The sequence below is a fragment of the Bradyrhizobium ferriligni genome (assembly GCF_056837965.1).
The window spans coordinates 34,380-60,351 of sequence record NZ_JBXEJO010000058.1; the positions used below are offsets into that span (position 1 = coordinate 34,380).

At 62.6% G+C, this 25,972-nt stretch carries 22 protein-coding genes; 10 read left to right on the top strand and 12 right to left on the bottom strand.

Annotated elements, in window-relative coordinates; translation table 11 throughout:
- The first annotated feature begins 17 nt into the window (after positions 1-17).
- Together AC1VNY_RS29785 and rpoH are read left to right on the top strand one after the other, a co-directional pair.
- The gene (locus AC1VNY_RS29785) at positions 18-1,067 is read left to right on the top strand and encodes an RluA family pseudouridine synthase (RefSeq protein WP_482407859.1); all 1,050 of its coding nucleotides are present in this window, start codon (positions 18-20) and stop codon (positions 1,065-1,067) included.
- Between the two features lie 186 nt (positions 1,068-1,253).
- The gene (rpoH, locus tag AC1VNY_RS29790) at positions 1,254-2,153 is read left to right on the top strand and encodes an RNA polymerase sigma factor RpoH (RefSeq protein ID WP_028343435.1); all 900 of its coding nucleotides are present in this window, start codon (positions 1,254-1,256) and stop codon (positions 2,151-2,153) included.
- Between the two features lie 316 nt (positions 2,154-2,469).
- On the opposite strand, the gene AC1VNY_RS29795 is transcribed toward rpoH, so the two are convergent.
- A complete protein-coding gene (locus tag AC1VNY_RS29795) occupies positions 2,470-4,149 on the bottom strand; it encodes an arylsulfatase (protein WP_482407880.1) in 1,680 nt (559 codons plus the stop codon).
- Between the two features lie 919 nt (positions 4,150-5,068).
- On the opposite strand from AC1VNY_RS29795, the gene AC1VNY_RS29800 reads away from it, so the two are divergent.
- Positions 5,069-5,476, top strand: a complete 408-nt coding sequence (locus tag AC1VNY_RS29800; protein WP_482407860.1) for a hypothetical protein — start codon at positions 5,069-5,071, stop codon at positions 5,474-5,476.
- 97 nt (positions 5,477-5,573) lie between these two features.
- Positions 5,574-6,014 (top strand): WapI family immunity protein, encoded by a 441-nt coding sequence (locus AC1VNY_RS29805; RefSeq protein ID WP_482407861.1) that lies wholly within the window; start codon positions 5,574-5,576, stop codon positions 6,012-6,014.
- Between the two features lie 18 nt (positions 6,015-6,032).
- Here the strand turns inward: AC1VNY_RS29805 and AC1VNY_RS29810 are convergent, their stop codons facing one another.
- The gene (locus AC1VNY_RS29810; RefSeq protein WP_482407862.1) at positions 6,033-7,391 is read right to left on the bottom strand and encodes a DUF1254 domain-containing protein; all 1,359 of its coding nucleotides are present in this window, start codon (positions 7,389-7,391) and stop codon (positions 6,033-6,035) included.
- 203 nt (positions 7,392-7,594) lie between these two features.
- Here AC1VNY_RS29810 and AC1VNY_RS29815 point away from each other — a divergent pair, with 203 nt between their 5' ends.
- Positions 7,595-8,623, top strand: a complete 1,029-nt coding sequence (locus AC1VNY_RS29815; RefSeq protein WP_482407863.1) for a DUF1214 domain-containing protein — start codon at positions 7,595-7,597, stop codon at positions 8,621-8,623.
- Between the two features lie 33 nt (positions 8,624-8,656).
- On the opposite strand, the gene AC1VNY_RS29820 is transcribed toward AC1VNY_RS29815, so the two are convergent.
- The 3 genes from AC1VNY_RS29820 to AC1VNY_RS29830 form a co-directional block, all read right to left on the bottom strand.
- On the bottom strand, positions 8,657-9,079 hold the full coding sequence (locus tag AC1VNY_RS29820) for a GFA family protein (RefSeq protein WP_482407864.1): 423 nt from the start codon (positions 9,077-9,079) through the stop codon (positions 8,657-8,659).
- A 226-nt stretch (positions 9,080-9,305) separates the two neighbouring features.
- Entirely contained in the window at positions 9,306-10,181 is an 876-nt protein-coding gene (locus AC1VNY_RS29825) for a L,D-transpeptidase (protein ID WP_482407865.1), read from the bottom strand.
- Positions 10,182-10,393: 212 nt separating this feature from the next.
- Entirely contained in the window at positions 10,394-11,947 is a 1,554-nt protein-coding gene (locus AC1VNY_RS29830; RefSeq protein ID WP_482407866.1) for a winged helix-turn-helix domain-containing tetratricopeptide repeat protein, read from the bottom strand.
- A 235-nt stretch (positions 11,948-12,182) separates the two neighbouring features.
- Here AC1VNY_RS29830 and AC1VNY_RS29835 point away from each other — a divergent pair, with 235 nt between their 5' ends.
- On the top strand, positions 12,183-12,434 hold the full coding sequence (locus AC1VNY_RS29835; RefSeq protein ID WP_482407867.1) for a YjiS-like domain-containing protein: 252 nt from the start codon (positions 12,183-12,185) through the stop codon (positions 12,432-12,434).
- Positions 12,435-12,567: 133 nt separating this feature from the next.
- Here AC1VNY_RS29835 and AC1VNY_RS29840 read toward each other — a convergent pair whose 3' ends face one another.
- From AC1VNY_RS29840 to AC1VNY_RS29855, 4 genes are all read right to left on the bottom strand, one after another.
- Entirely contained in the window at positions 12,568-13,188 is a 621-nt protein-coding gene (locus AC1VNY_RS29840; protein ID WP_482407868.1) for a peptidoglycan recognition protein family protein, read from the bottom strand.
- A gap of 40 nt (positions 13,189-13,228) precedes the next feature.
- Complete coding sequence (locus AC1VNY_RS29845; RefSeq protein WP_482407869.1) at positions 13,229-14,443, bottom strand: GGDEF domain-containing protein; 1,215 nt, start codon at positions 14,441-14,443, stop codon at positions 13,229-13,231.
- A gap of 687 nt (positions 14,444-15,130) precedes the next feature.
- Positions 15,131-15,742 (bottom strand): LysE family translocator, encoded by a 612-nt coding sequence (locus AC1VNY_RS29850; RefSeq protein WP_482407870.1) that lies wholly within the window; start codon positions 15,740-15,742, stop codon positions 15,131-15,133.
- Positions 15,743-15,872: 130 nt separating this feature from the next.
- A complete protein-coding gene (locus AC1VNY_RS29855) occupies positions 15,873-16,277 on the bottom strand; it encodes a response regulator (protein ID WP_304498844.1) in 405 nt (134 codons plus the stop codon).
- A 160-nt stretch (positions 16,278-16,437) separates the two neighbouring features.
- On the opposite strand from AC1VNY_RS29855, the gene AC1VNY_RS29860 reads away from it, so the two are divergent.
- Positions 16,438-17,307, top strand: a complete 870-nt coding sequence (locus AC1VNY_RS29860; protein ID WP_482407871.1) for an SDR family NAD(P)-dependent oxidoreductase — start codon at positions 16,438-16,440, stop codon at positions 17,305-17,307.
- 420 nt (positions 17,308-17,727) lie between these two features.
- Here the strand turns inward: AC1VNY_RS29860 and AC1VNY_RS29865 are convergent, their stop codons facing one another.
- Together AC1VNY_RS29865 and AC1VNY_RS29870 are read right to left on the bottom strand one after the other, a co-directional pair.
- A complete protein-coding gene (locus tag AC1VNY_RS29865) occupies positions 17,728-18,576 on the bottom strand; it encodes an FRG domain-containing protein (protein WP_482407872.1) in 849 nt (282 codons plus the stop codon).
- 226 nt (positions 18,577-18,802) lie between these two features.
- A complete protein-coding gene (locus AC1VNY_RS29870; RefSeq protein ID WP_482407873.1) occupies positions 18,803-19,606 on the bottom strand; it encodes a lytic murein transglycosylase in 804 nt (267 codons plus the stop codon).
- 160 nt (positions 19,607-19,766) lie between these two features.
- On the opposite strand from AC1VNY_RS29870, the gene AC1VNY_RS29875 reads away from it, so the two are divergent.
- Positions 19,767-21,059 (top strand): hypothetical protein, encoded by a 1,293-nt coding sequence (locus tag AC1VNY_RS29875; RefSeq protein ID WP_482407874.1) that lies wholly within the window; start codon positions 19,767-19,769, stop codon positions 21,057-21,059.
- 499 nt (positions 21,060-21,558) lie between these two features.
- Here the strand turns inward: AC1VNY_RS29875 and AC1VNY_RS29880 are convergent, their stop codons facing one another.
- Positions 21,559-21,969 (bottom strand): ester cyclase, encoded by a 411-nt coding sequence (locus tag AC1VNY_RS29880; RefSeq protein WP_482407875.1) that lies wholly within the window; start codon positions 21,967-21,969, stop codon positions 21,559-21,561.
- Between the two features lie 506 nt (positions 21,970-22,475).
- Here AC1VNY_RS29880 and AC1VNY_RS29885 point away from each other — a divergent pair.
- Positions 22,476-25,280 carry a CHAT domain-containing protein gene (locus tag AC1VNY_RS29885; RefSeq protein WP_482407876.1) on the top strand — a complete coding sequence of 935 codons (2,805 nt, stop codon included), beginning with the start codon at positions 22,476-22,478 and terminating at the stop codon, positions 25,278-25,280.
- Between the two features lie 170 nt (positions 25,281-25,450).
- Positions 25,451-25,687 carry a hypothetical protein gene (locus tag AC1VNY_RS29890; protein WP_028343418.1) on the top strand — a complete coding sequence of 79 codons (237 nt, stop codon included), beginning with the start codon at positions 25,451-25,453 and terminating at the stop codon, positions 25,685-25,687.
- Positions 25,688-25,972: the final 285 nt, after the last annotated feature.

The following is a 25,972-nucleotide window of genomic DNA, read 5'->3' on the forward strand; positions in this document are numbered from 1 at the left end:
AGGCTCTATCTTTGCAAGTGTCTTCGCAACAAGTCTCTTCGAATGGCGGTCGGAAGCTGGAGGTCGTCGTCGCCGGCGACGAGGGCTCGGCCCGGCTCGACCGCGTGCTCGCGCAGCGCAGTCCCGAGCTGTCGCGGTCCCGGCTGAAGGCGCTGATCCTCGCCGGTTCCGTGACCGTCAAGGACGCCGTCGTCCGCGACCCCGCTTATCATGTCGCCAAGGGCGATACGATCATAATCGACGTGCCGGAGGCCACGCCCGCCGAACCCCAAGGCGAAGACATCGCGCTCGATATCGTGTTCGAGGACGACGACATCATCGTCATCGACAAGCCGAGGGGCCTCGTGGTGCATCCCGCCGCAGGCCACGCCAGCGGAACGCTGGTCAACGCGCTGATCGCGCATTGCGGCTCGAGCCTGTCCGGCATCGGCGGGGTCAAGCGGCCGGGCATCGTGCATCGCCTCGACAAGGACACCACGGGACTGATGGTGGTCGCCAAGAACGACCACGCCCACCAGTCGCTGACCGCGCAGTTCGCCGACCATGGCCGCACCGGCCCGATGGAGCGCGGCTACATGGCGTTCGTCTGGGGCGTGCCGAACCGGCCCCACGGCACGATCGACGCGCCGATCGACCGTCACCCGCATGCCCGCGAGAAGATGGCGGTGCGCCAGGGCGGCCGCGAGGCGATCACCCATTTCGAGGTGCTCTCGAGCTTTGCCGGCCGCGACGGCAAGCCGGTCGCCTCGCTGCTGGCGTGCCGGCTCGAGACCGGGCGGACCCATCAGATCCGGGTGCACCTCGCCCATCTCGGCCATCCGCTGCTCGGCGACAGCGTCTACGGCGCTCACTTCAAGACCAAGGCCGGGCAGCTCGGCGTGGAAGGTAAGGACGCACTCACCGCGCTCGGCCGGCAGGCCCTGCACGCCTATCTGCTGGCATTGGAGCACCCCCGGACCGGAGAACTTTTGCACTGGGAGGCGCCTTTGCCGGAGGATTTGCTTCTTCTGCAACGGGCGCTGGAAGCGGCGGTATGGCGCACCCCTCCCGGAAAAGCCGCGTTATGACAACAGGTTATACCTGCCACACGGGGACGTGACGTCAGCAATCCTTCCCTATCACGGACAGTTTGGTGTATGTTGCACCTGCGCTGAATATCCAGCGCGGAACATCGCAGCATGGCCGGCTTTAACCCAGCGGCCACCTGCCGGGCCCGCCGCTATCGGGGGCCTGAACCACTGGAGGGCGCTCAAATGGCCCGTACAGCTACGTTGCCGGTCCTCAATGGAGAATCCGGCCTCTCTCGATACCTCGCCGAGATCCGCAAGTTCCCGATGCTGGAACCCCAGCAGGAGTACATGCTCGCCAAGCGTTGGCGCGAGCATGACGATCGCGACGCGGCGCATAAGCTCGTCACCAGCCATCTCAGGCTCGTGGCCAAGATCGCCATGGGCTATCGCGGCTACGGCTTGCCGATCTCCGAGGTCGTCTCGGAAGGCAATGTCGGCCTGATGCAGGCGGTGAAGCGATTCGAGCCCGAGAAGGGCTTCCGTCTCGCCACTTACGCCATGTGGTGGATCAAGGCGTCAATACAAGAGTACATTCTGCGTTCCTGGTCGCTCGTGAAGATGGGCACCACCGCGAACCAGAAGAAGCTCTTCTTCAACCTGCGCAAGGCGAAGAGCAAGATCTCCGCCCTGGAAGAGGGTGATCTCCACCCCGACCAGGTGAAGCTGATTGCCAAGCGCCTCGGCGTGACCGATCAGGACGTGATCGACATGAACCGCCGCCTCGGCGGTGACGCGTCGCTCAACGCCCCGATCCGCGACGACGGCGAAGCCGGCGAATGGCAGGACTGGCTGGTCGACAACTCGCCCAACGCCGAAGCCCTGATGGCCGAGAGCGAGGAGTTCGATCATCGCCGCCAGGCCCTGAACGGTGCGATCGGCGTGCTCAACCCGCGCGAACGCCGCATCTTCGAGGCGCGGCGCCTGGCGGACGAGCCGATGACGCTGGAAGACCTCGCCGCCGAGTTCGGCGTGTCGCGCGAGCGCGTGCGGCAGATCGAGGTCCGCGCGTTCGAGAAGGTGCAGTCGGCCGTCAAGGGCACGATTGCCCGGCAGGAAGCCGCCGCTCTCGAAGCCGCGCACTGATCGCGCAGCGACGAACCAAGAGACACGAAAGCCGGCGGCAACGCCGGCTTTTTTGTTGTTTGCAAAGTGGTGCTCGGCACGCACCTCGATCCGGGGCGTCTAGCCATCAATCCGCCTGCCGACGAATCCGCTGAGTACAGGGCGTGAAGGTCAGCCGGCGACCTCACCTATTCGAATGCAAAGATCCGCTTCCCATCCTTCTTCGTTGAGAGCTCATCTTGCGTTTCTCGTGGGGTTTCTAGATGCCGGGGGACAGGCGGCCGGCGCTTTCGGCCGGCCGCTTCTGTTGTTCACAATCGCGACCTGATGTTTGTCATTAGTCGCTTCGGCCAGCCGTCTTCATATTCCTGACTTGCCGCATGACCTGTTCAAGGTTGTAGCTGGCCGGGTCCTGCAGCGGCGGGAATTTGATGTAAGACTCAAGGTGCATCAACCAAAGCTGCTGGCCGATGGGCAGCAGGTTCCAATCATAGACGTAAGCGGTCGACGGAGAAGCAATCGCGCCGCCCATACCAAAGAGTGTCTTCTGTTGCGAACCCACCGAGGTTTCGAAGGGATCGCGCTTGATGTTGACGACCTGGGTCCAGGAGTAGGGCTGCACTCCCGAAACGAAGCCCGCCGGGTCGTCGGACACCATTGCGAAGTACATTTTCCAGTTCTTGTAGCGAACCGCCGACGGGGTTGTGCTGGAGTAATACAAGAAGTGGTCGCGTGGCGACTTGTCGGACTTGCCACTCAGGTACTCGATCTGGTTGATGCCATCGAGCGTGGTCTTGACGATGCCGGGATACTCACCGGCCTCGATCCGCTGCTTCAGTGCGTCGCCTTTGGGCCCGCCGGCGATCTCGACGAGAGTCGGAAGCCAGTCAAGGGCAGAAAACATTTCGTTCTTCACCGTGCCGGGCTTGATGACGCCTGGCCACCGGATCACCATCGGGGCGCGCATGCCGCCCTCCCAGGTACTCAACTTGCCGCCCTTGAACGGTGTGACGCCGCCGTCCGGGAAGGTAATTGTCTCGGCGCCGTTGTCGGTGGTGAAGACGACGATCGTGTTGTCGAGTTGGCCCATGTCTTCGAGCTTCTTGAGCACCACGCCGATGTTGTCGTCCATCTGCTTCATGCCGGCTTCATTGATGCCCCAATCCTTGCCGCCGGGCTCGCCCACCATCCCCAGGTACTTGTCGTTCAGCACGGTCGTGATGTGCATGCGCGCCGGATTGTACCAGACGAAGAACGGCTTGTTGCTGCGGCGCGGGTCGTTGCGATCGAGGAAGTCGACGACCTTGGCCGAGATTTCCTCGTCGATCCCCTTCGATCGATCGAGGGTCAGCGGGCCCTCGTCCTTGCATGTCATGTTCTTGGCGGTACCATCCGAGGACTTGCACGCGAGCATCGGACGCGGTGGCGTCAGGCAGACCGTGGTCTTGGGATCCACCGCACCGGGGACCTCGGGCACGCCGGGGATCGGAGTGTTCTTGCATGGCGGCGCGACAGTCTGCTGGGACGCGGTCTTGTTGATGTCGGGGAAGCTCACCCCCTGCATGGCATCGAGGTGATACAGGTAGCCCCAGTATTCCTGGAAACCATGCGCAGTCGGCAGCGAGTCGGTGTGGTCGCCGAGATGATTCTTGCCGAACTCCCCGGTGTTGTAACCGAGATCGAGCAGGAACCTGGCAAGCGACGGCGTCCCGGGCCGCAGATAGGATGGGCTGCCGGGAATTTCCGGCAAGGTCATGCCGACGCGAACCGGCTGCATGCCGGTGAGGAAGGCCGTACGCCCGGCCGTGCAGCTCTGCTCAGCGTAGTAGTGCGTGAACATCGCGCCTTCGTTGCCAATGCGATCGATATTCGGCGTCTCCCCGACCATCAATCCGCGGTGGTAGATGCTCGGCTGCATCCAGCCGATGTCGTCCCCCATGATGAAGAGAATGTTCGGTTTTTGCTGGTTTTGCGCCAAGGCCGGCGAACTGACCGGCCCGGACAACGCCATCAGCATCGTCGTGCTGAGCAACGAGGCGCAGGCCCCCTTGAGCCAGCCAGATGTCTTGCGGGGCCGCGTTCCAGTAGAGGGCGACGGCTCGTCGGGCAATGTAGAACTCAACATGGCTACGCTCTCCTGTTTATGATGCATTGGGAAACTCCTCGACTGATGCATCGAAGGTGTGCCGGCGCCTCCTCCGGATAATGCTTGTCCGATCCCATGCGGAACGACCCGTCGGGTGTGCAGATCATTTTTTGATATCTGATGGACCATCGCAAATGGCGATATCGCGCGCGCGCCTGGACTTCGCTCGCAAGGCGTCACCTCCCAGCCGATCTTTTCCACGCTACGTGGCAAAATCCTCGCGTGATATCGGACCGTGGTCCAACATCCCAATCTGCGCGCGGCCTCTATTCGATCCACGGATGCCGCGGCGCCGCACCGGCCGCCCTGAAGTTGATACAGGTGACACTCACTCGATTAAGGCGATCTTGATCTAGATCAAAGCGGGACTGCCTTCGGGGGCGGCATTCCGGGAAGCACTGGACGTATGCCCATCAATCCGCCTGCCGACGAATGCCCGCATCAGCGCCGGGTGCGGACACGCGAGGCGCACTTGGTTCATGTCGGCTAAGGGCCTTGGCCGTGTAAAAACGTTTTCACACAGCCCGGGCCAATTTCGGACATTTCCGACAGGCCGCAGTGTCTTCGTGCAACGCCACCTGTTCCCCGGATGCGTCAGGTGGCGTAGAATGTCACGCCCCTTGAAGCGGGACGTGCCGAAATCACCGTCCGGGCAAACGAGCAGCACTGGTGCCATCGGCAGGCACGCTCTCTTAGAGGCCGTTCTTTTTTCGGTTTCGCACCACCGTTCACCACGAACCTTGCGCGCTGCATTTGCGGCGGCTCGTTCGGTAACGTCGGGAGAAAAGCGATGAGGAAGGTCGATCGAAGGTCCGCACTGGGAATCGCGTTGGCAGCGGTTTCGACTGCCATGATCAAGCCCGCCGAGGCTCAGGCCACGGGCTACAAGGATACGGCACCTTGGCCAGGTGTCGTGGTGCGTGAATATGAAGGCGAGACACCATCCCTGATCCCGGGATTCAAGACGGTCTCGATGCGCGATGTCATTATGCAGCCGGGATCGAAGACCATGGGTCCCCCGATGATGAATGCCATGATCTGCCATATCACCGAAGGTGAGCTTCGGCTCGAGCAGGAGGAAAAGACCTTTACGGGCAAGAAGAATTTTGTCTGGACCTGTAACAAGGAAACAAAAGAACAGGCGTACAACGATGGGAATGTGGTCGCGATCATGCGGATCACGGACCTGAAGGCCTAAGGCTCTTTTTTCTTCGCAAGAGATCGATTGGAGGAGCGGATGGCGCACGCGACGACGCGCCATCCGTGTGCAGGTCTGTGCCGTGGTGGAGCCAATAATGGGCTCGGTCGAACCAGACCTTAAGTTCGGCGGGTTCTCGCTTTGGGTGTTTGGTCGTCAATTTCCCGATGCCGCCGACCATTGGGATGGAAATTGGCTGAATGTTCGGGCGCGGGTTGAAGCAACCGGTGCAGTAGTCGAAGCAAAGGGAGCATTTGTAAGCGTCCCCGAGTTGGCGGAGTTCGCTGAACAATTGCAAACGCTTCATGGGGCTTTGGTCGGCGAAGCCGCGCTGCGTTGTTTGGAGCCGAATTTGGAGATTGCAATTCAGTCCCGCTCTCGCGGGCATATCGCGGTAACAGTCACGTTGACACCCGACCACTTGACCCAGTCGCACGAATTCAAATTCGACCTTGATCAGAGTTATCTACGTCCGCTGCTTGACGGATGCAAAAGTGTCTTGTCGCGCTGGCCGGCTCGATCGAACACTTCTGCTTAGGTCAAAATGCGAAACCCATCACTTTTCCGCCTCCAGCGGCGGAAGTTTCCAGGCTCCGCTCATAGCCGCCTTGCTCGGGCCATAGACGCGGGCGACGAGGCTGCATTTGGCTGCCGGAGCCGGCAGCCAGTTGCTTTCCTTATCTTTCCCCGGCGAAACGTTGCTCACATAGATCGTCAACGAACCATCCTTGCCATACTGCAGCCCTTTGGTCCGGTCGCCGATTGAGTAGCGATTGATCGAATTTGCATACAGGAAGCGGTCGGGAAGCGTGTACAGCGTCATGGACCAGAAGAACCTTGCCGGCGGAAGGTTCGCCTTGGTGAAATGCACGGTTGACGGTTTGCTTCCGTCGCAGACGTAGCCGCCATACCATGCTTCCTCCAGCGAGTTGCCGTACAGGCCCTTCATCGCGCCGACGTCACGCTGCAGGTAGTTTGTCTTCAACTGTGCGCGGGACCCGAATAGGCCATTGGTGCTGAAAGTCTTGGCCGCCAGTGCATCAATTTCCGCCTGTCCGTCCTTCACTCCGGCATCGATTGCTGCAAGCGTCGCCGGATCAACCTTAGACGCATCCCACGGTTTCCCCGGGCCAATGCCGATCTTTTCAAAGCGCTTGCGGATTGCGACCTCGCTGGGAACGGGCGGCTCGGCGAACTGCAGCAGGAAATTCAAGTAACCGATGAAATCGTGGCTTCGCGCCTTGCCCTTGTCATAGGCCGGAAAGTCAATGGCAGGTGCGGTGGTTGGTGCGGGCCGTTTCAAGAAGGCACTAAGGGGTTGCAGCTTGTATTGAGCCTGGAGCGCCTTGACGTTGGGAACGTCGTCCGGACCTTGCAGGGCGGTGCGCGTCAATGTCCCGACGATTTCCGTTTCAGCCTTGAAAACCTGCTTGATGCCGGCGGGCTTGCTGCCCTTCCACTTCGGCCCGGCAATCAGATAGTTGCCAGCTCGAAACCCGGTTGACCGCACGCCGATGTAAGCAAAATTCTGGGTGAACAGGTCGATCCATTGCATGACATAGTAGCGTTCTTTCGGCACTGCCGGGACGCTCACGACAATTGGTTCGGCTCGCAGGTCAAGCCATGCCCAGGAATAGGGCGTGTCGTTGTTTGGTGTGACGATGTCCTTGTTGTCCGGAGTGAACGGCTCGGAGTAGTGGCGGAACGTATTGAAGCCGCCGACGTAACCGGAAAAGCTCTTGTCGATCGCTTGGGCTCGCCAGGTCTGATAGCTCTCCAGCATGGCATAGGAGTAGATATAGGCATCCTTGGCGATGGCTTGGGTTTCGGCCTCGGAGGCAGCTCTCGCTGACGTGCCTGAAGACGTGAAGGCTGCAGCAGCGAGAATGAAGGCCGTCAATGCCCGCTCAAACATGATTGTTCTCCCCACCATTTCGATCGAGTTTAACGTGCCAAAGGGAAGGATCAAGCGGGTGGTCGGGACGACCGCTTTGAGTCAGTACGGGCCGGACCGGATGGCTCTCACTAAGCCAGTTCGGGCCACGAACAGACGTTTTCTCTTGTTCTGACGTGAGTTCTACGCAATTCTTGCGAGCCTGGCAGGGGAGCAACAAGAAAATGAAAATCCGGACGCTTGTCTCGGTTTGCTTAGCGGCATCGGCAATCGGCAGCGCAACGCATGCGCAGACACCGGCTGCTGCGGTGCCAGTCACCGTCGACAATTTCATTCGCGCCGAGACTGATCTCTACGTAAGCAACCTTGCCAAGCAGGGAGGCTTGGGGAAATTGCTTCATCGGCGTGAGCCAGCGTCGATTGATCATCAAATTGTCATTCGTCTCAACCGCGACACGCTTTACACATCGGGCGTATTCGATCTTGACGCGGGACCAGTCACGATCACGTTGCCCGATGCAGGCAAACGATTCATGTCGCTGATGGTCATCAATGAAGACCACTACGTACCAGCCGTGTTCTACGGCAAAGGATCGCACACTTTCACGAAGGAGAACACCGGATCCCGCTACATCGTTACGGCGATCCGGACTCTTGTGAATCCCAACGATCCGAAGGATGTGGAGCAGGTTCACGCACTGCAAGATGCGGTGAAGGTCAGCCAGAAGGCCCCCGGAAAACTTGAAACTCCGAATTGGGATGCGGCGAGCCAAAAGAAGATTCGCGATGCGCTGCTGATCCTGGCCTCGACCTTGCCTGACTTTCGGAAGGGATTTGGAACGAAGCAGCAGGTCGATCCCGTTCGGCATCTCATCGCGACCGCCGCCGCATGGGGCGGCAATCCGGACAAGGACGCTCTCTATTTGAACGTCACGCCAGCCAGGAACGACGGCACCACAGTCTACAAGCTCACTGTAAAGGACGTGCCTGTGGATGGCTTCTGGTCAGTCAGCGTTTACAATGCGGACGGATATTACGAGAAGAATGCGAGCAATGCTTACTCGCTCAACAATCTAACCGCTCAGAGGGGACCTGATGGCTCTATCACTCTTCAATTCGGCGGGTGCGAGAGCGGTGTAGCGAACTGCCTGCCGATCACCAAGGGCTGGAATTACACAGTCAGGCTGTATCGCCCGCGAGCGGAAGCGCTTAGCGGCAAATGGAAGTTTCCCGAACCGCAGCCGCAGAGTTGAAGTGGCCGCCTTGATCCGAAAGCGCCACGACACCTAGCGCGTATCCATTGGTTGGGTCTGATCCCTCAGCAAGAGAAGTCCATCAGGAAAACGAACCCATTCAAGCTTTGACTCGCACCAGGCAGCTACCTTGGGCGCAGGGAAAGCTGGATCGGCGAAGCATCCAACCGGAATGCCGATGACGTCGGGCAAAAGTTCAAGACTTGTGCTCACTGTTGAACCACATACGGGACAAAACACGAATAGGACGTTCCCGCCTGACGCACCCTTGCGACTATAAGTTAGGCCCTTGCCCGAACGATCCCTCACCTGGTTAGCGTTCCATCGGGATGAAAGTGCGAATGCAGATCCCGAACGCTTCTGACATCGCGTGCAGTTACAGGCTGAAACCAAGGCGGGTTCGCCTTCAACCGTGAGACTTAGCTGTCCGCACTGGCAGCTGGCCATACGCATCATGTTGTCCCCCTCTGCGATTAGAGATGATACGACATTTCATCTGACACAACCTTAGATTATCACTGCGTCGATTCCATTGCGAATCTTCGACACCACGAGTTTGGGCTCGCAAGGTCGTAATCCCGGCGCGGATCGGAAGCTGCGCAAAGGCCCTGAGGCCCTTGAAGCTTACGGCTCGGACTTGAAAGCGATCATCGAACAAGACCCACGCAAGTCCCGCATTGAGCTACTGGGCGTCGGCCATCTTCGGTCGAGATGACTGCGGTTGCGCGTTGGCTGCCAAGGGCCGGCTCGGCGGCGACGCCGGCTCCTGCGCTGAGACGCCAGCATCGGGCGGCGCGCTTTGGGATGGTCGATGGGCAGCTTGTGCCGGAAGCACGATCACTTTCGCTCCGACTTTCACCCGCTCATAAAGGTCCGTGACGTCGTCATTGGTCAGCCGGATACAGCCGGACGAAACCCGCTTCCCGATCGTATCGGGCTTGTTGGTGCCGTGAATTCTATATTCGGTATCGCCCAGATACATCGCCCGGGCGCCGAGCGGATTGCCGGGACCGCCCGCCATAAACCGCGGCAGATAGGGCTGGCGCGTAAGCATCTCTGCCGGCGGACGCCAATCCGGCCATTCCGTCTTGCGGGCCACGACCTGTTCACCGGACCAGGTGAAGCCTTCGCGGCCGACACCGATGCCGTAGCGCATCGCCTGCCCGCCGTTCAGAACGAGATAGAGGAATGTGTTTCCGGTATCGATGACGACGGTGCCCGGCGGCTGGTGACTGACGTAGTCAACCACCTGCCGAACAAGTCGTCCGGGAGCATCAGCGGCTTTTGGTGTTTCGATCCGGGGTGCGGGGACCGGGATTGGAACCGGAGCTGGCGCTGGAGCCTGAACCGGCGCCGCTACGTGAATGGGAGTCGACGGCGTCGGACTAGATGGCACCGGCACCTGGTGCGCGGCTTGCTTCCGTATCGGCTGAACGCTCGCCGGGCGCGACAGCAAACCGTACCCCAATGCGGCAGCGGCGATGGCGCCAATTGCAACCCTTCCGGCCACCGGCAGTGCGAGCGTCTCTGTCTTTCCACGTTTGGCCCGCTTACTCATATCTCCCCCAAATCCCTATGCCTGGAGGAGGTACCCCAGCAAGTTTTAACAAGCCTCGAAGCGATTTCGCTCAGGCTGGAAATCGCCAAGCGTCGTTAACGCCGGCCCTTGTCCTGCAACACCCATCGTCCACATTCGAGCCGCCGGTTCCGGAAACGCGCCGCGGCAAATCGGGCCCTATAAATCAGCCTGTCGATGCGGACGAGCGCGGCTCATTCGGGCAATCCCGCTTTCCGAAAACCCTCGATCATCAGCTTCGCATGTATTGATAGCCGGCTCCGAGCGATCCACGCCGATATTGTGAAAGTGGGGTCGAGCTCAAGCACACCGGCTGCCGCTTCACGGGCCTCAGCGTCCCGTCCGAGATGGGCGAAAGCGGACGCGAGGCAGCGGTATGCGCCCGGATAGGAAGGGTTCTGACGCAGGGCTTTCCTCCCTGCAACGATGGCCTCGTCGAAGCGACGAAGCTCAATAAGGGCAAATCCCATCCCGGTTAACGCTGTGAATTGGAGCGGGTCCACCGGGCTCATTCGCATGGCGCGTTCGAGGCTCCGGATCGCTTCCTCCGGCTGCCCCGCAATCTTATAGACCCAGCCTCTGCGGTTCCATGTGTTATATGAATTCGGGTTGAGCGCGACCGCCCGATCGGCCATCTCAATCTCAGCCTCACAATCGCCGACCAAAAGAGCCGAGATCAATGCGGCAGTTGCCAACGTGCCTGGATCATGATCGTCGAGGCTCAATGCCAGGCGCATAAGCCGAAGGGCTGCCTCGCGTTCGAATTGTTGGTCGATCGCATAGCTCCTGAGCACGTTTTCCAAATGACAGGCACCTGCCAAAGCTGCCGCAGCAGCAAACCCAGGGTCAAGCTCCAGGGCGCGCTGGACCAGTCGGAGTGCCTCGGCCAGACTTTCGCGAGTCGATCGGACGGCTTGCTGTGTTGCCCGGAGATAAAGATCATATGCGGTGAGGTCTTCCGGTCGCCGCCGCGACGCCATTGCGATTTCCGCTTGAAACAACTCTGGCTGAACAGCCGAGACAACAGCGAGCGTGATGTCGTCCTGCAGCGCGAAAACGTCCGTCAGGTCACGCTCGAACCTGTCCGCCCAAATGTGTGCGCCCGTGGCCGCTTCAATCAACTGGCACGTGATGCGAACTTTCCCCGACGCCTTGCGCACGGCTCCCTCAAGGACATAGCGGACTCCAAGCCTGCGCCCGACGTCCTTGATGTCGACGGCTTTGCCCTTGAAGGTGAAACTCGAATTGCGCGCGATCACGAACAGCCATTTGAACCGCGAAAGCGCGGTCGTGATCTCCTCAACCATCCCGTCCGCGAAGTACTCCTGCTCGGGATCGTCAGACATGTTCGCGAACGGCAGCACGGCGATGGAGGGCTTGTCGGGTACCGCAGGGGCGCTCTCGGGCGTATCGGCCGGATCTGGACCTGCAACCTCTCGCACCTCCTGCACCTGTCCGACGAAACGGAATCCCTTGCGTGGTAACGTCTTGATCAGTCGCTGTTCCTCCCCGGAATCGCCGATTGCGCTTCGGGCGACATTCAGCCGGGTCGTCAGTGCCGCATCCGAAACGCTGCGCCCATTCCAAACGGCATTGATGAGGTCGTCCTTGCTGACGACGCGCTCCCTGTTGCGGATCAGATAATCGAGCAGATCGAACACCTGCGGGGCGATGCGGACGACGTCCGCCCCGCGATACAACTCGCGCCGGTCAAGGTCGAATGCGTAATCCTCGAAGAGATAGCGCAAGATGCCAATCCCCCTGGAATCCCCTCGGATGAGAGCCCCCGATAACCGGGTAGCGCCTTGGGCCGGCTGGAAATCGCAAGAATAAGCTGCAGGTGAGGAAAATGTAAGCCGCCGGTCAAGCCTACCCGCCGCTCTCGCGGCATCCTCGTGCCGGCCATGACGGCTCCTGACACCATGGTGGCAACAGGGGAGCGCTAAAGCCGTGGAAGAAACACCATCCCATGGAGACTGCGCGATGAGCTCGACGCACGGCACAACATGGCTGGAACGGACATCCGTATCGACCCGGCATGTCTCCAGCTTCATCTGGAAATATTGGGATGCCTTTCGGGAGCGCCGCGAACGCCAGGAATTGCGCGCCACCCTGTCCAACCTAAGCGACGCGGAGCTGATGGACATCGGCACCACGCGCGGAGAGATCGATTACGTCGCCTTGCACCGAGACATTGACCCGCGAGGCATCCGATCCGGCGAATGGCTCCGATAACTGTCAGCGGTAGACGGCCGGGTTGGGCCCACCGACTTCCGATAAGGTCAGGAGGCGATATCCCTGAGGCCGGATCGGGTGTCCGCTTCGTCCCCGGAAAGAAGGCGTCCCGGATTTTAATGGGGTACGCGCCCTACTCGCCCCACTGCCGCGCCATGGTCGCGAGCGCGCAGCCCTCGCAGTAGCGGGCGTCCTTGAAGTCGATCCAGTTGTGCGCGTAGACGCGCTCCGGCGGAATGCCGTAACGCGCGCGCAGCACCTTCACCAGCACCCGCCAGGCCGCGACCTGCGCGTCGGTCGGGCCGGTCGTGACGTCGGGGTAATTGCCGGCGAACTCGACGCCGATCGAGGTATCCTTGTTCACCTGGCGATAGGTCTTGCTGTTGTCGATGTATTTGTTGTCGTTGCGATCGGCGCCGTCGGTGTGGGTCGGAACGAGGTTGTCGGCGACCGACCAGTAGACCGTGCCGTCGGTTTCGACCCAGACCATGACGCCGCGCCGGGTCGGATTCTTGTGCTGCGCCTCGGCGCCGTATCGCGCCGAGCCCTGCGGCCCCTCGGTCTGGTGCACGATGATGTTTCGCCAGGGATGCGATTTGGCGACATCGCCCCAGGGCGCCAGCCAGATCATCTTCAAGCCGGGAATCTCGGGCGTGCCTTGCGATCGCGCGATGGCCGCGAGATCGGGGGTTTGGGCTGATACGGCGGAGGACAGGACGAGCGCAACAAGCGCGGCGAGCAGGCGAGGCGTCATTGCGGAAGTCCCGGCGTCGTTCGGTCGCTCGTTAGCACGCTCAGGCGCGCTTGCGCAGGGTCGCCTCCAGCGGATCGGCCATCTCCGGCGCCGGCTTCGGCTCGTAGGTCGCGTAGCCGTTCTTGCCGCCCTTCTTGGCGTCGTAGAGCGCGTGGTCGGCGGCGGCGACCAGGCGATCGGGATGCAGGCCGATCTCGCGGGTCCATTGCGCGACGCCGATCGAGACCGCGATCGGGATGTCCTTGCCGGTGCACTGCTCGGCATCGGCGCGGCAGACCTCGAGCACGCGGCGCGCGATCATCGCGCCCTCGCGCAGCGTCGAGGACGGCAGCACGATGCAGAACTCGTCGCCGCCGGTGCGGGCCAGCATGTCGCCCGGGCGGAGCCGCGTCTGCGCCATCAGCGTGAAGTGCTGCAGGCAGGCGTCGCCGGCGGCGTGGCCATGGGTGTCGTTGATGCCCTTGAAGCCGTCGAGATCGATCACCAGCAGCGCGAACGCCTCGCCGTTACGGTCGGAGCGCGCGCATTCCTCGGTCAGCCGCTGCAAGAGATGGCGGCGATTGCCGACGCCGGTGAGATCGTCGAGCAGCGCGAGGTCGGCGACCTCGTTGCGCAGCCGGTCGATCGCCATCAGCAGGAAGCCGAAATTGAGCGCCATCGACAGGAACACCATCAGCAGGATCACCAGCGACTGGCCCGCAGAGAAGCGGACGAAAGAGAACTCGCCGGGCTGCAGCAGCGCGCCGACCGCGCGCAGCGCGTAGATGCCGATCAGCACGGAGGCGACGATGCCGGCGAGCCGGGCACCGGGGCTGACGCGGCCGTTCTCGGACGACAGCAACAGCTTCAGCGTCAGCGCGAACGGCGTGACCTGGGCAATGGTGTAGACCAGGATGCGCATCGGCATGCTGTCATAGGCGAAGATGAAGGTGCCGAGACCGGCGAAGGCCAGCGCCGTGGTCAGCAGGGTGGCGCGCCAGGTCGCGGGCTTGTCGTAGAACCGCTCGATGCCCATCGCGGCAAGGCCGGCGGCGAACACCATCAAGGTCCCCGCCGCAAGCAGCGGCACCAGCGAGTCCGTCAGCATCACGCGAAGCATCGCGCAGGTGGCGCCGGCGGAGGCGACCAAGGCGGATGCGGTCCAGAACCGCGCCGCGCCGAAAGCAGGATAGCTGCGCGCGACATAGGCCCAGATCAGCCCGAGCGCGAGAAAATTGATAATGAATACCGTCCAAAGCGTCGGAACGCTCAACATCGCCCCTGTTCGAGAGCCGTATCGGCCTCGCCTCTCCTGAAATGACCGTCCGCCCCCCGGGCGTTTCCTCCAATGACAATCCCCGTTGTCTTACGGAAGAGCATGCGGCCGCGCCACTTAACGGAGCGTCACCCGCGACGTGGCAATCCGTGCTGTGGTTTTGAATTGATGAAGATCTGCGCATCCGCCGTTTGCGCATCGTTAAGCATGACGGATGCGATGACGCCGCGACGCGCGACATGCCCGCGCTTTGCGAAAAACTGGCGAAAACACGTAACAGCTGTGGATAACACGATGACGGCGCCGTGACAGCACGCGGCAGCAGCCTCCGAATCTGCTGAGTTTGATATCGAGGATGTTGCGAGGCTGGCCCTCCGCCAAGCATGCCTCGGAGTCGCGTTCAATCCATGAAACCCTGAGAGGATACTATGGCTAAGAAAGCGAAGAAGGCGAAGAAGGCGAAGGCGAAAAAGGCCACCAAGAAGAAGGCCGCCAAGAAGTAACGAATTCCAGCCCGGGTAGCGGCTCTTGCCCTGCCCGGGCACCCGGACCGGGACAACCGGTCGCAGCGACAGCAACCTCGAATTCACCGGCCCTACATCGATCGGCCCCGACTGACGGGGCGCAAGGCAGCAGGCGCAACGCCTGCTTTTTTATTGCCTGCGTCAGGGCGTGTCGGCCGCGACGTCAGCGCTCGGCGAAGGCGAGCCTGGCGCCGAGCAGGGCAAAGCCCGCGGCAAAGCTCCGCCGCAGCCAGGCCAACACCTTCGGCCGGGTGATGACGCGGTCGCGCACCGAGGCGGCGAACAGCCCGTAGACCGCGAACACCGCAAAGGTCATCGCCATGAACACACCGCTGAGCTCGGCCATCCGCGCCAGCGGGTGCGGCTCGTCGACCGCGATGAACTGCGGCAAGAAGGCCAGGAAGAAGATCGACAGCTTCGGGTTGAGGATGTTGATCAGGATCGCGGTCACGATCACCCGCCGGCGCGAGCGCGGCTTGATCTCGGTCTCGACGGCGAGCGCGCCGCGTTCGCGCAACGCCTGCCAGGCCATGTAGAGCAGATAGACGACGCCGCCCCATTTCAGTGCCGCGAACGCCACGGCGCTGGTGTGCAGAATGGCCGCGAGCCCGAGCATCGCCGCGATCATCTGCGGCACGATCCCGAGCGTGCAGCCGAACGCCGCTGCCACGCTCGCCCGCGCTCCCCGGGTCAGCGCCACCGCCAGCGTATAGAGCACGCCGGTGCCGGGCGAGGCCACCACGATCAGCGTCGTCAGCAGGAAGGACCAGGTCACTGCAAATCCGTCACTGCAAATCCGTCACTTCAAACCCTCGGCGGGCGGGACATCGTCCGCCAATATCACGGCGAGGGGGACGGCGGAAGCGGCTGCCGGGCCTCCGCCCGGCGCCCGCGCCGACACCCCGTTATGACGACCTGCGCCATCCGCGATGCGAAAGCTCCGACGCCTTCATCTCGGCGACCCGGATCACGTCCAGCGGCGCCCAGGGCTTGGCCCAGAACAAGGCCCCGTCCGGCAGGCGCTGCCGCAGCGGCTTGCCCGAGGTGACGATCACGTCGAGATCGGGTCTGTATTTCTTCGCGGCATGGGCGAGCTCGACGCCGGTCATGTGTCCGGCCAATTCGACGTCGGTCATCATCAGCACGACGTTCTCGCCGTTGCCCTGCAGCACCAGCTCGGCGGCCTCGGCGCTCTCGCAGGCGATGACGTCGAACTCGCTTTCCTCCAGCAGCAGCCCGATCATCTCGCGCTGCATCGGATCGTCCTCAACCACCAGGGCCTTCGCACGATAGGGCTTTGACTGTCCCATGGATGTGGCTCCCTTGGTTTGAATGCTTCGGTTCGAGCGCGTAACATAGGTTAAATGCCTAAAATCACTGGATGGTTCAGTTCCAATTTGAGAAAAGCGTGGAAATTCCGTGTTCCCCGCTTGGCAACCACCACCCCCGTTGAGATGGAGCTCACCTGACATGACCGCGATCTCTGGATCCGCCGCCGCCGTGACCGGAGCCGCCAGCGGCATCGGCCGCGCGCTCGCGCATGAACTGGCGCTGCGCGGCTGCGATCTGGCGATCGCCGACCGCGACGAGGCCGGCCTGCACGCCGCCGCCGCGGAGATCGCGAAAGCGAGCCCGCGCAAGGTCACCGTGCACCGCCTCGACGTCAGCGAGCCGGACCAGATCACGGCGTTCGCGGAGGCCGCCGTTACAGCGCATCCCTCGCTCAACATCGTCGTCAACAATGCCGGCGTCGCGCTGCTCGGCGAGTTCGGCGAGTTCGATCAGGCGCAGATGGAGTGGCTGTTCAACATCAATTTCTGGGGCGTGGTGCACGGCACCCGCGCCTTCCTGCCGCAGCTTTCGCGGCAGCGCGAGGCGCATATCGTCAACGTCTCCTCGATCTTCGGCATCATCGCCCCGCCCGGGCAGAGCGCCTATTGCGCGGCCAAGTTCGCGGTGCGCGGCTTCTCGGAAAGCCTGCGCCACGAGCTTGCGGTGGCGAACAGCCCGGTGCGTCTGTCCGTCGTGCATCCCGGCGGCGTCGCCACCAACATCGCGCGCAGCTCGCGCGCCGGCACCGGCGTCACCGACAATGCCCGCCGCGCCCAATCGATCGAGCGCTTCGACGCGCTGGCCAGGACCACGCCGACCGCGGCCGCGCAGCGCATCATCGCCGGCATCGAGAAAAACCAGCCGCGCATCCTGATCGGCAAGGACGCATACTTCATGGATTTGCTGCAACGCTTCCGCCCGGCGACATACTGGAAGACGATGCAACGGATGATGGAGAAGACGGCGGCGAGGCGGATGGCGCGCGATGCCGCGAGAGCGAGCCAGTAGCGCAATGGCGCGGAGTAACCCGCGCATCACCCGTCGTCCCGGCGAAGGCCGGAACCCATAACCACAAGATCGGGTGTGTGAGACACGCTGGGGCCGCAGCGTCATGCAACACGGACATTGGTGGTTATGGGTCCCGGGTCAAGCCCGGGACGACAGCGAGGATGCTGCACGAGCAGTGCACGATGCCGCGACGTGAGGCCCGGTGGCGCAGACGCGCATACACCCGTCGTCCGGGCGAAAGCCGGGATCCATCACCACAAGATTGAGTTGGTGAGACACGCTGGGCCGCAGCGTCGTGCAACACGGAAATTGGTGGTTATGGGTCCCGGGTCAAGCCTGGCACGACACCGAGGATGTCGCACGGCCCGCGGGTCATCCATATGCCTGCGAGTGACGCCTGCGCGTCATCGCGACACGAGATTACCCGCCGAGCTGCCTCTTCACCCCGAGCGCCAGCCGGAACAGCGGATCGCTCCGCTCCGAGGGATAGAGCGCGCTCTTCGCCACCTGCGGGAAATTGTCGTTCTTCCAGAACGACGCCGGCGCGAACGAGAATTTTGCGACCAGCCGCCGGCCGAAATCCATCTCATAGGGAAGGTAGTTCTCCTTCTGCTCGGTGCCGGACATCTCCGGATACTCGCCGAGCAGATAGCCCTCCTGGATGTGCGGGCGCACCGCCGACGGCGGGCAGACGCTGGCGAGCCGCACGATCTGCAGGCCAGCCTCGGCACTCGCGGTGATCGCGCCGCTCAGATTCGGCACGCCGAGCACATAGAGGAAGGCGGTGCCGGTCTCAGCCAGCGAGGCAAAGGAGGCGGCGATCCGGATCGAATGGGTGACGTCGAGCAGCGGCGTGGTGCAGACCTCGTAATGCTGCAGGATCGACCAGCGCAGGATGCGATGCCGCTTCAGCCTCTCCAGTCCGAGCAGCTTTTCCCTGGCGTATTCGGCGATCAGGATCCGCTCGGCGCGTTGCAGCGCATCGAACCGCCCAACCAGCGTCGCCTGATCGGGATTGCCGCGGCCGCCGCGAAACAGCGTCGGCTTCAGCGACGAGTTGCGCTTGATGTTCCTGTAGTCGGCGCCCTGGCCGCGAAACAGCAGCACATGGTCGCGGTTGAGGAATTGCAGCTCGGCGATCTTGGTGGCGAGCTCCAGATAAGAACTGACGCGATGGCCCGGCCCCTCCCGCACCGCCGCGTTCTTCGCGACCTGGCATCCGCGGCGGTCGAAGAACGACCAGATCTTTTGGCTGCCGATGGTTTCCATGGGACATTACTCATTCCGTCACTCCGGGGCTCGCGAAGCGAGGGCCCGGAATCCATTTCTCTATGCGTGATGCGGCCCGATGGAAACAATCGTCATTGCGAGGAGCTCGGCGACAAAATTGCGAAGCAATTTTGCGCTGAAGCGACGAAGCAATCCATCGTCCCGCATGTGCCGAAAGATGGATTGCTTCGCTCCGCTCGCAATGACGGACAAGGCCGCCGCGCCCTCACCGCCCTATGAGCTGATCGGCAAAATACCCGATGGTCTTGCGATAGATCACCGCCCTGTTCCACTCGCGCATCGCCTCGAAATTCGCGGTGCCCTCGCCATAGGGCGCGCCCATCTTGAAGCCGCTGGTGTGCAGGAGGTTCGCGGTCGAGGCCAGCACGTCGGCGACCGAGTGGCGCAAATCGACATGGCCGTCGCCGTCGAAATCGACGCCGTACTTGATGTAGGACGACGGCAGGAACTGGGTCTGGCCGATCTCGCCGGCATAGGCGCCGATCATGTCGTTCAGACGGAGATCGCCGCGCTGCACGATCTTGAGTGCGGCGAGCAGTTCGCCCTGGAACAGATCGGTGCGGCGGCAATCATGCGCCAGAGTGGCGAGCACGCGAAACACCGGCAGCTTGCCCATGTCGCCCTTGCCGAAATCGGTCTCCAGCCCCCAGATCGCGACCAGGATCTGGCGCGGCACGCCGTATTGCTGCTCGATCTTCGACAAGAGCGCGGCGTGCCGCTGCAGCATCGCGCGGCCGCCATTGATGCGCCCGGGCCCGACCCGGGTTGCGACATACTGCTCGAAGGTCTTGTTGAAGGTGTAGCGCTGCCGCCGGTCGAAGGCGAGCACCCCGCCATCCTGCTGCACCCCGCCGAGCGCCGCCGAGATCACGTCCTGCTGGATGCCGGCGCTCGCCGCCTCCTGCGAGAACGACTGGACGAAGGCCGGAAAACTGCCGCCGCAGCGGGCGGCGTAGGAGGGGGTGGCAAAAGCCAAAGTTAGAAATAGAGCCACTCGGAATCGATACATTTCGACTTGCCCCCTTCACCGGTTACCTAAGATCGAAATCTAACGATTTTTAGCATGCATCGAGGAGTTCATACGAGCCTATTGAAGTCAATCGTCCTCAGTCCTCAACCACTTGCCAAATCTTGGGAGGTGGATAACATCTCAACGTAGGGTAGAGGAAATGGCTAAACAGTTTTTTATCCGACGTGATTTTATCGATATCCTTCCCTTTCTGGATTCGATCCGCAAGCAGGCAGATAGCGAGCGTGGCGCACTTGGTTTTCTTCCCGAGCCGGCTTACGCGGAAGCTGCGAGACAGAAAAAGCTCATTCTGCTCGTTTCCCAAGACGGAGACAAAGTCTCCTATGTCGGGCACCTGCTCTTTGGTGGAATCTTTCCAATCCTCCGAGTGCGGCAAATTGTGGTGTCCCTTTCAGACCTAATCGCGTTCGTTGCGAGTGAAGGCATTTCCCTGGAGCCAGAAATAGCTAGCGCGGAATGTCGCCAGCTAGCCGTTCTTGACGACGATGGAATCATAGGCGTTGCCATCATGCGGGTCTCGAGCGCGCTCGATCACCCGTCTCGCAGCGTCGTATGCGTACGCCAAGAGCATCCATTTTCATCGACTGTCGCGGATTACCTCATCTCCGATCAGGTACGCTATTGTTCGGCCAAAGCTCCGTGCAGAATGCTGATGACTGACATTCCGACTCATCCGATCACGCGCAGGGTCGCCATCGGTCAGGGATTCCAACACGTCAGCGGGCGCGGTGAACTTGCAAAGATGGCTTTGGGACAGCCTGTCACAAAAGCCAATTGGAACAGAGTTCGTCTCTCTGTTGAGAGACTCGCCGGGCTAAGCGTCCAGAAAGAATGCCCGAGGTACGATAAACCAGATATTAGAATTGCATCTAACGGAGATGCGCGCGCCGTTCAACTCTATGACTTTGAGACGTTGCTCTCGCCGACCCTGCTGGCTTTGCCGAAGCGAAACGCCGTCATAGTCCCGATAACGCGATCCTACGCGGCTGACCTCTTAGGGACCGATCGGCAATTCTCGTTCCTGGAGGTTCCTGAGGCTCACTTTCTTACGCGGCGAACATACTTCAACACGATCAGGGCCTCACGTGCTATGATTCGGGGAGCGGCACTTGCCTTCTACGAGTCTAAACGTGGCGGCGGACGGGGAGCGATTGTTGCTCTTGGTAGGATTGTGGACTCGACCTCAATTCCCTCTAGAGGAGCGCCAGAGCTTCTTCAGAGAGGCGGCGTCGTCGATGATATTGAGATGCTGACAAAGTCCAGCCGTGTGCTTGCCACCACCTTCGACAATCTTGTCGCTCTACGAAACCCGGTCTCGTTTGAAGCGCTGCGGCAGATGGGCTGCGTGACTAAAACCAACCTTGTTTCGGCCACGCCGATCACGGACGAACAACTAGCTGCAATTGTCGATGCAGGCTATTCCGATGAATGAAGCAAGAGATATCCTAATATCCTTGAAACCTCAGCATGCGGACAATCTTTTTCATGGGAAGAAGACTGTCGAGCTTCGGAGACGCCGACTGAAGATTGCCCAAGGCACTCGGGTTTGGATTTATGCCACAGCGCCAACTGCGGCAATATGCGGTTATGCAAATCTAGTCAGAATAGCGAGCGGGTCTCCGACGCAGATTTGGCGATCGCTCGGCAACCAAACAGCGATCTCACGAGAGGAATTCGAGGAGTATTTCCAGGCACGCGACGTCGCGTACGGCTTAGTTCTAAGCGATGTAATGGTGATGCAACCGACTCTTTCACTGGAGGGCATTCGTAAGGCAGTTAGCGATTTTCACCCTCCCCAATTTTATTGCCACCTTAATGGCGCAAAGAAGTCTATGCGTTTATCCTCGCGCAAATATGAAGCGGTAAGGCGGCAGCGATGATCTGTAGCAGAGGATCACGGTCGCAGCGCGGCGAAGTCGTGCAGATTTCCCTCAATCCCTGAGCTGGCGCTCCAGCCCGACGAAATCGATCTCCGCCCAGCGCTCGGAAATCCTGCCGTCCTGAATCCGCCAGAACGTCATGCCGCGGAATTCGACGTGGCGGCCGGTTGGCTGAATGCCGCGCCATGGGCTGCGGTGCCGGCCGCGCCAGACGAAGCGGCCGGCGACGATGTCGCGCTCGGCCACCAGGCATTCCGCCACCGCCGACAGGTCGGCGAAGGTCTCATGCATCGCGGCCGAATGCGCGATCACGTCCTCGGCGCTCAGCCGCTTGCCCGCCGCATGGTCGAAGAAGTCGGGCGCCAGCTGCGCGCGGATCGCATCGGGATCGTGGCGGTTGGTCACGGCGTCGTAATGCGCGAGCACGAGCGCCTTGTTGGCGTCGATTGTGGCGTTGGACATCGGCGATCGGCTCTCGAAGGAATGGTTGTAGAAAGAGAAGGATGCGCCTCATACGCGAATCGGACGGCATGGCGCAAGTGACGATGGTCAGAAAAAGCTCAGCTTTCGGCCGTCGCTCGTTTGCACACCGATGCGAAAGACGGCTGCCGGGAAAGTGCGCCGGCGTGCGCGGCTCCGCCGCCAGCCATTCCCTCGGCTCGGCGCGAACGGCAGGCGGGCCGGCGCAACCGGCGGTAACATCATCCGATAGCTTGACTGCCGGTGGCCTGCAAGCGGCGGCGAGCGACCCACCGCACGGCAGCATTTGCGGACGCGAGGCATGAACGCCGAAGCCGCCGGCCGCGACCAAGAAGCACAGGCTGGGCAAGCCGCTTCCGCCACGCGGCCGGCCGCGCTGTCTTGTTCATGCAACGCCGCGCCGCTAAAGCCAGGCACGCCGGCTGCAACGCCGCCGTCATTTGGGGACGCCATCCGATGACGCGTTTGGGGATGAGGATGTGCTGTTGATGACGATCGCCGGGGGTTTCGCACGCGCGCGCAGGGCCGCCGCATCGCTCGGTGTCGTGCTCGCGCTCGGCGCTGTCTTGACCGCGACGTTCGACATCGCCGCCGCGCAGAACGCCCCCGCCAGGCGTGCGCCGGCGCAAGGCGGCGGCAGCACGCAGGCGATCGCCGCGCAGATCAAGAACGCCGTCGCGCTGACGCGCGGCGGCAAGATCGACGCCGGCTATGCACAGCTGCTTGCAGCACTGGATGCCGCAGACAAGCTCGACGACGCCCAGTTCGTCATGGAGCAGTATTTCGACGCGACCGCGACGCTGCGCGCGGTCAAGCGCGACGACCTCGCCGAAAAACTGTTCGTGCGCGCGTTCCAGAGCAAGGCGGCGGCGCAGAGGCCGCCCGGCAATGCCGACGTGCTGCTGATGTACGCGATCCTGCTGTCCGACCACGCCAGAATCGCCGAAGCCGTTCCGCTCTACATGAAGGCGATCGCGGCATTCAACGCCTATTGGGGCGAAGGCTCCGAGGAATCGCTGATCGCGAGCGACAAGCTCGCGGTCGCGCTGTCCGCCAACGGCTCAGCGGCGTCGGCGACGAATTTGGGCCGGCACAATTTCGAGCGCGCGGAGAAGGTGCTGGGGCCCGACCATCGCACCACCTGGAAGCTCGCCAACAATTATGCCGACATGCTGCGCGAGATCGGCGCGCCGGCCAAGGCGCTCGAGCTCGATCTGTTCGCGATCGAGAAGCGCGCCAAACATTATGGCGAGAACCATCTCAACACGCTGGTGACGGTCAACAATGCCGGCCAGGATTTCCTCAATCTCGGCCGCTTCGACGACGCCCGCCGTTACTTCCGCCGCCACCGCGCGATCGCGGCCGCGATGGCGCCGAAGGATCCGAGCTTTGCCGGACAGGCCGACGCCTGGCTGTTCTACACCGACATGCTCGCGGCCGGCGACGCCGCGATCGCGCCGGCCGATCTGGGGCGGCTGGAGGCGATCGTCGCCAATGAGGCGAATTTTGCGGATTTCCTGCGCATCAAATCCGCGGTGCTGGCTGCCGGCCAACGCGAGCAGCGCGGCGAGCGGGACAAGGGGATGCGGCTGCGCGAGACCGCGCTGGCGATCTCGAGCCGCGCCTTCACGGCGCAGCATCCGATCAGCTTCGAGATCAAGCTCGGCATCGCGACCGCGCTGATCGCTGATGATCCGACCCGCGCGGTGCAGGCCTTCGCCGCGCTCGACCGCGAGATGTTCGACTGGATGAAGCGCGAGGTCGGCACATCCGGCGATCGCGCCGTCGCCGAAGCGATCCGCGCCCATGCCGACCATCTCTTGTTCGCGTTCGGCCGCTTCGCCACCGGCGCCGGCTCCGCCGTGGCGCAGCCGGCCTTTGCCGCCGCCGTGCTGCGCTGGAAGACGCTCGGCGGCGCCGACGCCACGGCGCTACGCCAGCTCGAGACAGAGGTCGCCGGCAAGGACGAGGAAACCGCGACGCTGCTGCGCGCCGCGCTCCGGCTCAACGGCGAGAAGCAGGAGCTGTTCTCGTCGGGCAATATCGACGACTGGGCGAGGTCGGTGTGGGGGCGGCAGGACGCGGCCGAGAAGGCGCTGCAGAAGCGGCTCGATGCGATCGGCGCGAAGCTGCCGCAAGACCCGATCCGCCCGTCACAGCTGCTCGCGGCGCAGGAAGCCGTCGTCAACTATTTCATCACGCGGCAATGGAAGGCGGATCGCCAGGCGAAGGCGCCGCTGGCGGCAACCGTGCTCTACGCCATCGTCGAGACCGCAACGAGCGAGCCGCGCGTGGTCGATCTCGGCGATCCCGGCCGGATGATCGACACCGGCGTGCGCACCGAGATCGCCCGGCTGCGCGCGACGCGGGCCACCGTGCCTGATCCCGATGCGCACGCGCCCGACGTCAAGGGCCGCTTCCAGAACCTCCGGGCGCGGCTGTTCGCGCCGCTCGAGCCGCTGCTGAAGGACAAGACCACGCTCTATGTCGTGCCTGACGGCTTCCTGTTTGCCGTGCCGTTCGCGCTGCTGCCCGGCAGTGGCGGCGGCCTGCTGGAGGACAAGTTCACGATCCGGATGCTGACCAGCCCCGACGCGCTGATCGCGATCCATGCGCGCGAGACGCTCGATCAGCGGGGCGCGATGCTGCTCGCCGGCGGCATCGAATATGGCGAGCCGGGGCCGATGCCCCTGCCCGCGACCCGGACCGAGATCGAGGCGATCGCAAAGCTCGCCCGCGCCCGCGGCGCGCCGGTCGAGATGCTGACCGGGCGCGGCGTCAGCGAAGGCACGCTGCGCGCGGCGATCGGCAAGGCGCGCATCGCGCATCTGGCGACGCACGGCTTCTATCGCGACGGCACGGCATCCGGCCTCGATACGCTGTGGCAGAGCGGCATCGTGCTGTCGGGCGCCGGCGACAGCCGATTTCCGCTGCGCGACGAGAACGACGGCTATCTCTATGCCTTCGAATTGATGGACTGGGACCTGTCCGGGCTCGATCTTTTGGTGCTGTCGGCCTGCGAAACCGGTCGCGGCGACGAGAGCTTCGTCAGCGGCCTGCGCGGCCTGCCGACCGCGCTCGGCATCGCCGGCGCACGGCGCGCACTGCTGACGCTGTGGCCGGTCGCCGACGAGGGCACCGCGAACTTCACCGTGCGGTTCTACGAGCACCTGGCGGAGGGCCTGACCTATTCGGATGCGCTGCGCCAGACGAGGCGCGATGCGCGTGACGGCAAGGTCGCGGGCGCGGGCGACGCGAGCGTGTGGGCGGCGTTCGTGCTGTTCGAGGGCTGAGGCATATATGTCGTTGATGTGACCTGACGGGCGCGGCGAGCGCATGCCGGGCCGAACTGCGCCCGACGTTGCGCAAGGGCCGCACGCAACCCCATCGCGCAGGGCAGACCGGCGCACGGGCGCGGGCGATTTGCTTTGACAGCGGCGCCCCGATCGAGGACAAGCCGCGCATGCCGAAAAAACCCGGGACCAATCCCAAAGGCGAATTCGCCTTCTTCAACGTCTTCTATGAAGACGGCTCGCAGCGCTCCAACCGCCGCGTGCCGTCGGAGCTCATTGGCGGGCTCGACGGCGACGAGCCGGTGCGCGCCTTCCTGCGCGAGCAGGACCGCGAGATCGCCGAAAAGGGCGGCCGCGCCCCGCTCGAGATCAAGTCCATCGAGCGCGTAGGCGCGAAGAAGAAGTAGCGCGCGCGACCTGGTCGCTGCGTCAGAGCTGCGTCAGACAGGCGTATCCGCTGAACGTGCTGCCTCGGCACTCGATCAGCATCGGAGCAAGCGGTACCCCTCTCCCCGCCCCTCTCCCGCAAGGGGGGAGGGAGCCCTTCCGCCAGTGCGTCCCTCACGTTTGCAACCACCGTGCGGCGCGCAGCAGCGTGCAGCACGCGTTGTGGCACGACGTACAAAGGCCACATGCAAAGTCAGGCGCGCACATTATTCAGGCTCCCTCCCCCCTTGCGGGCTGTCTCTTAT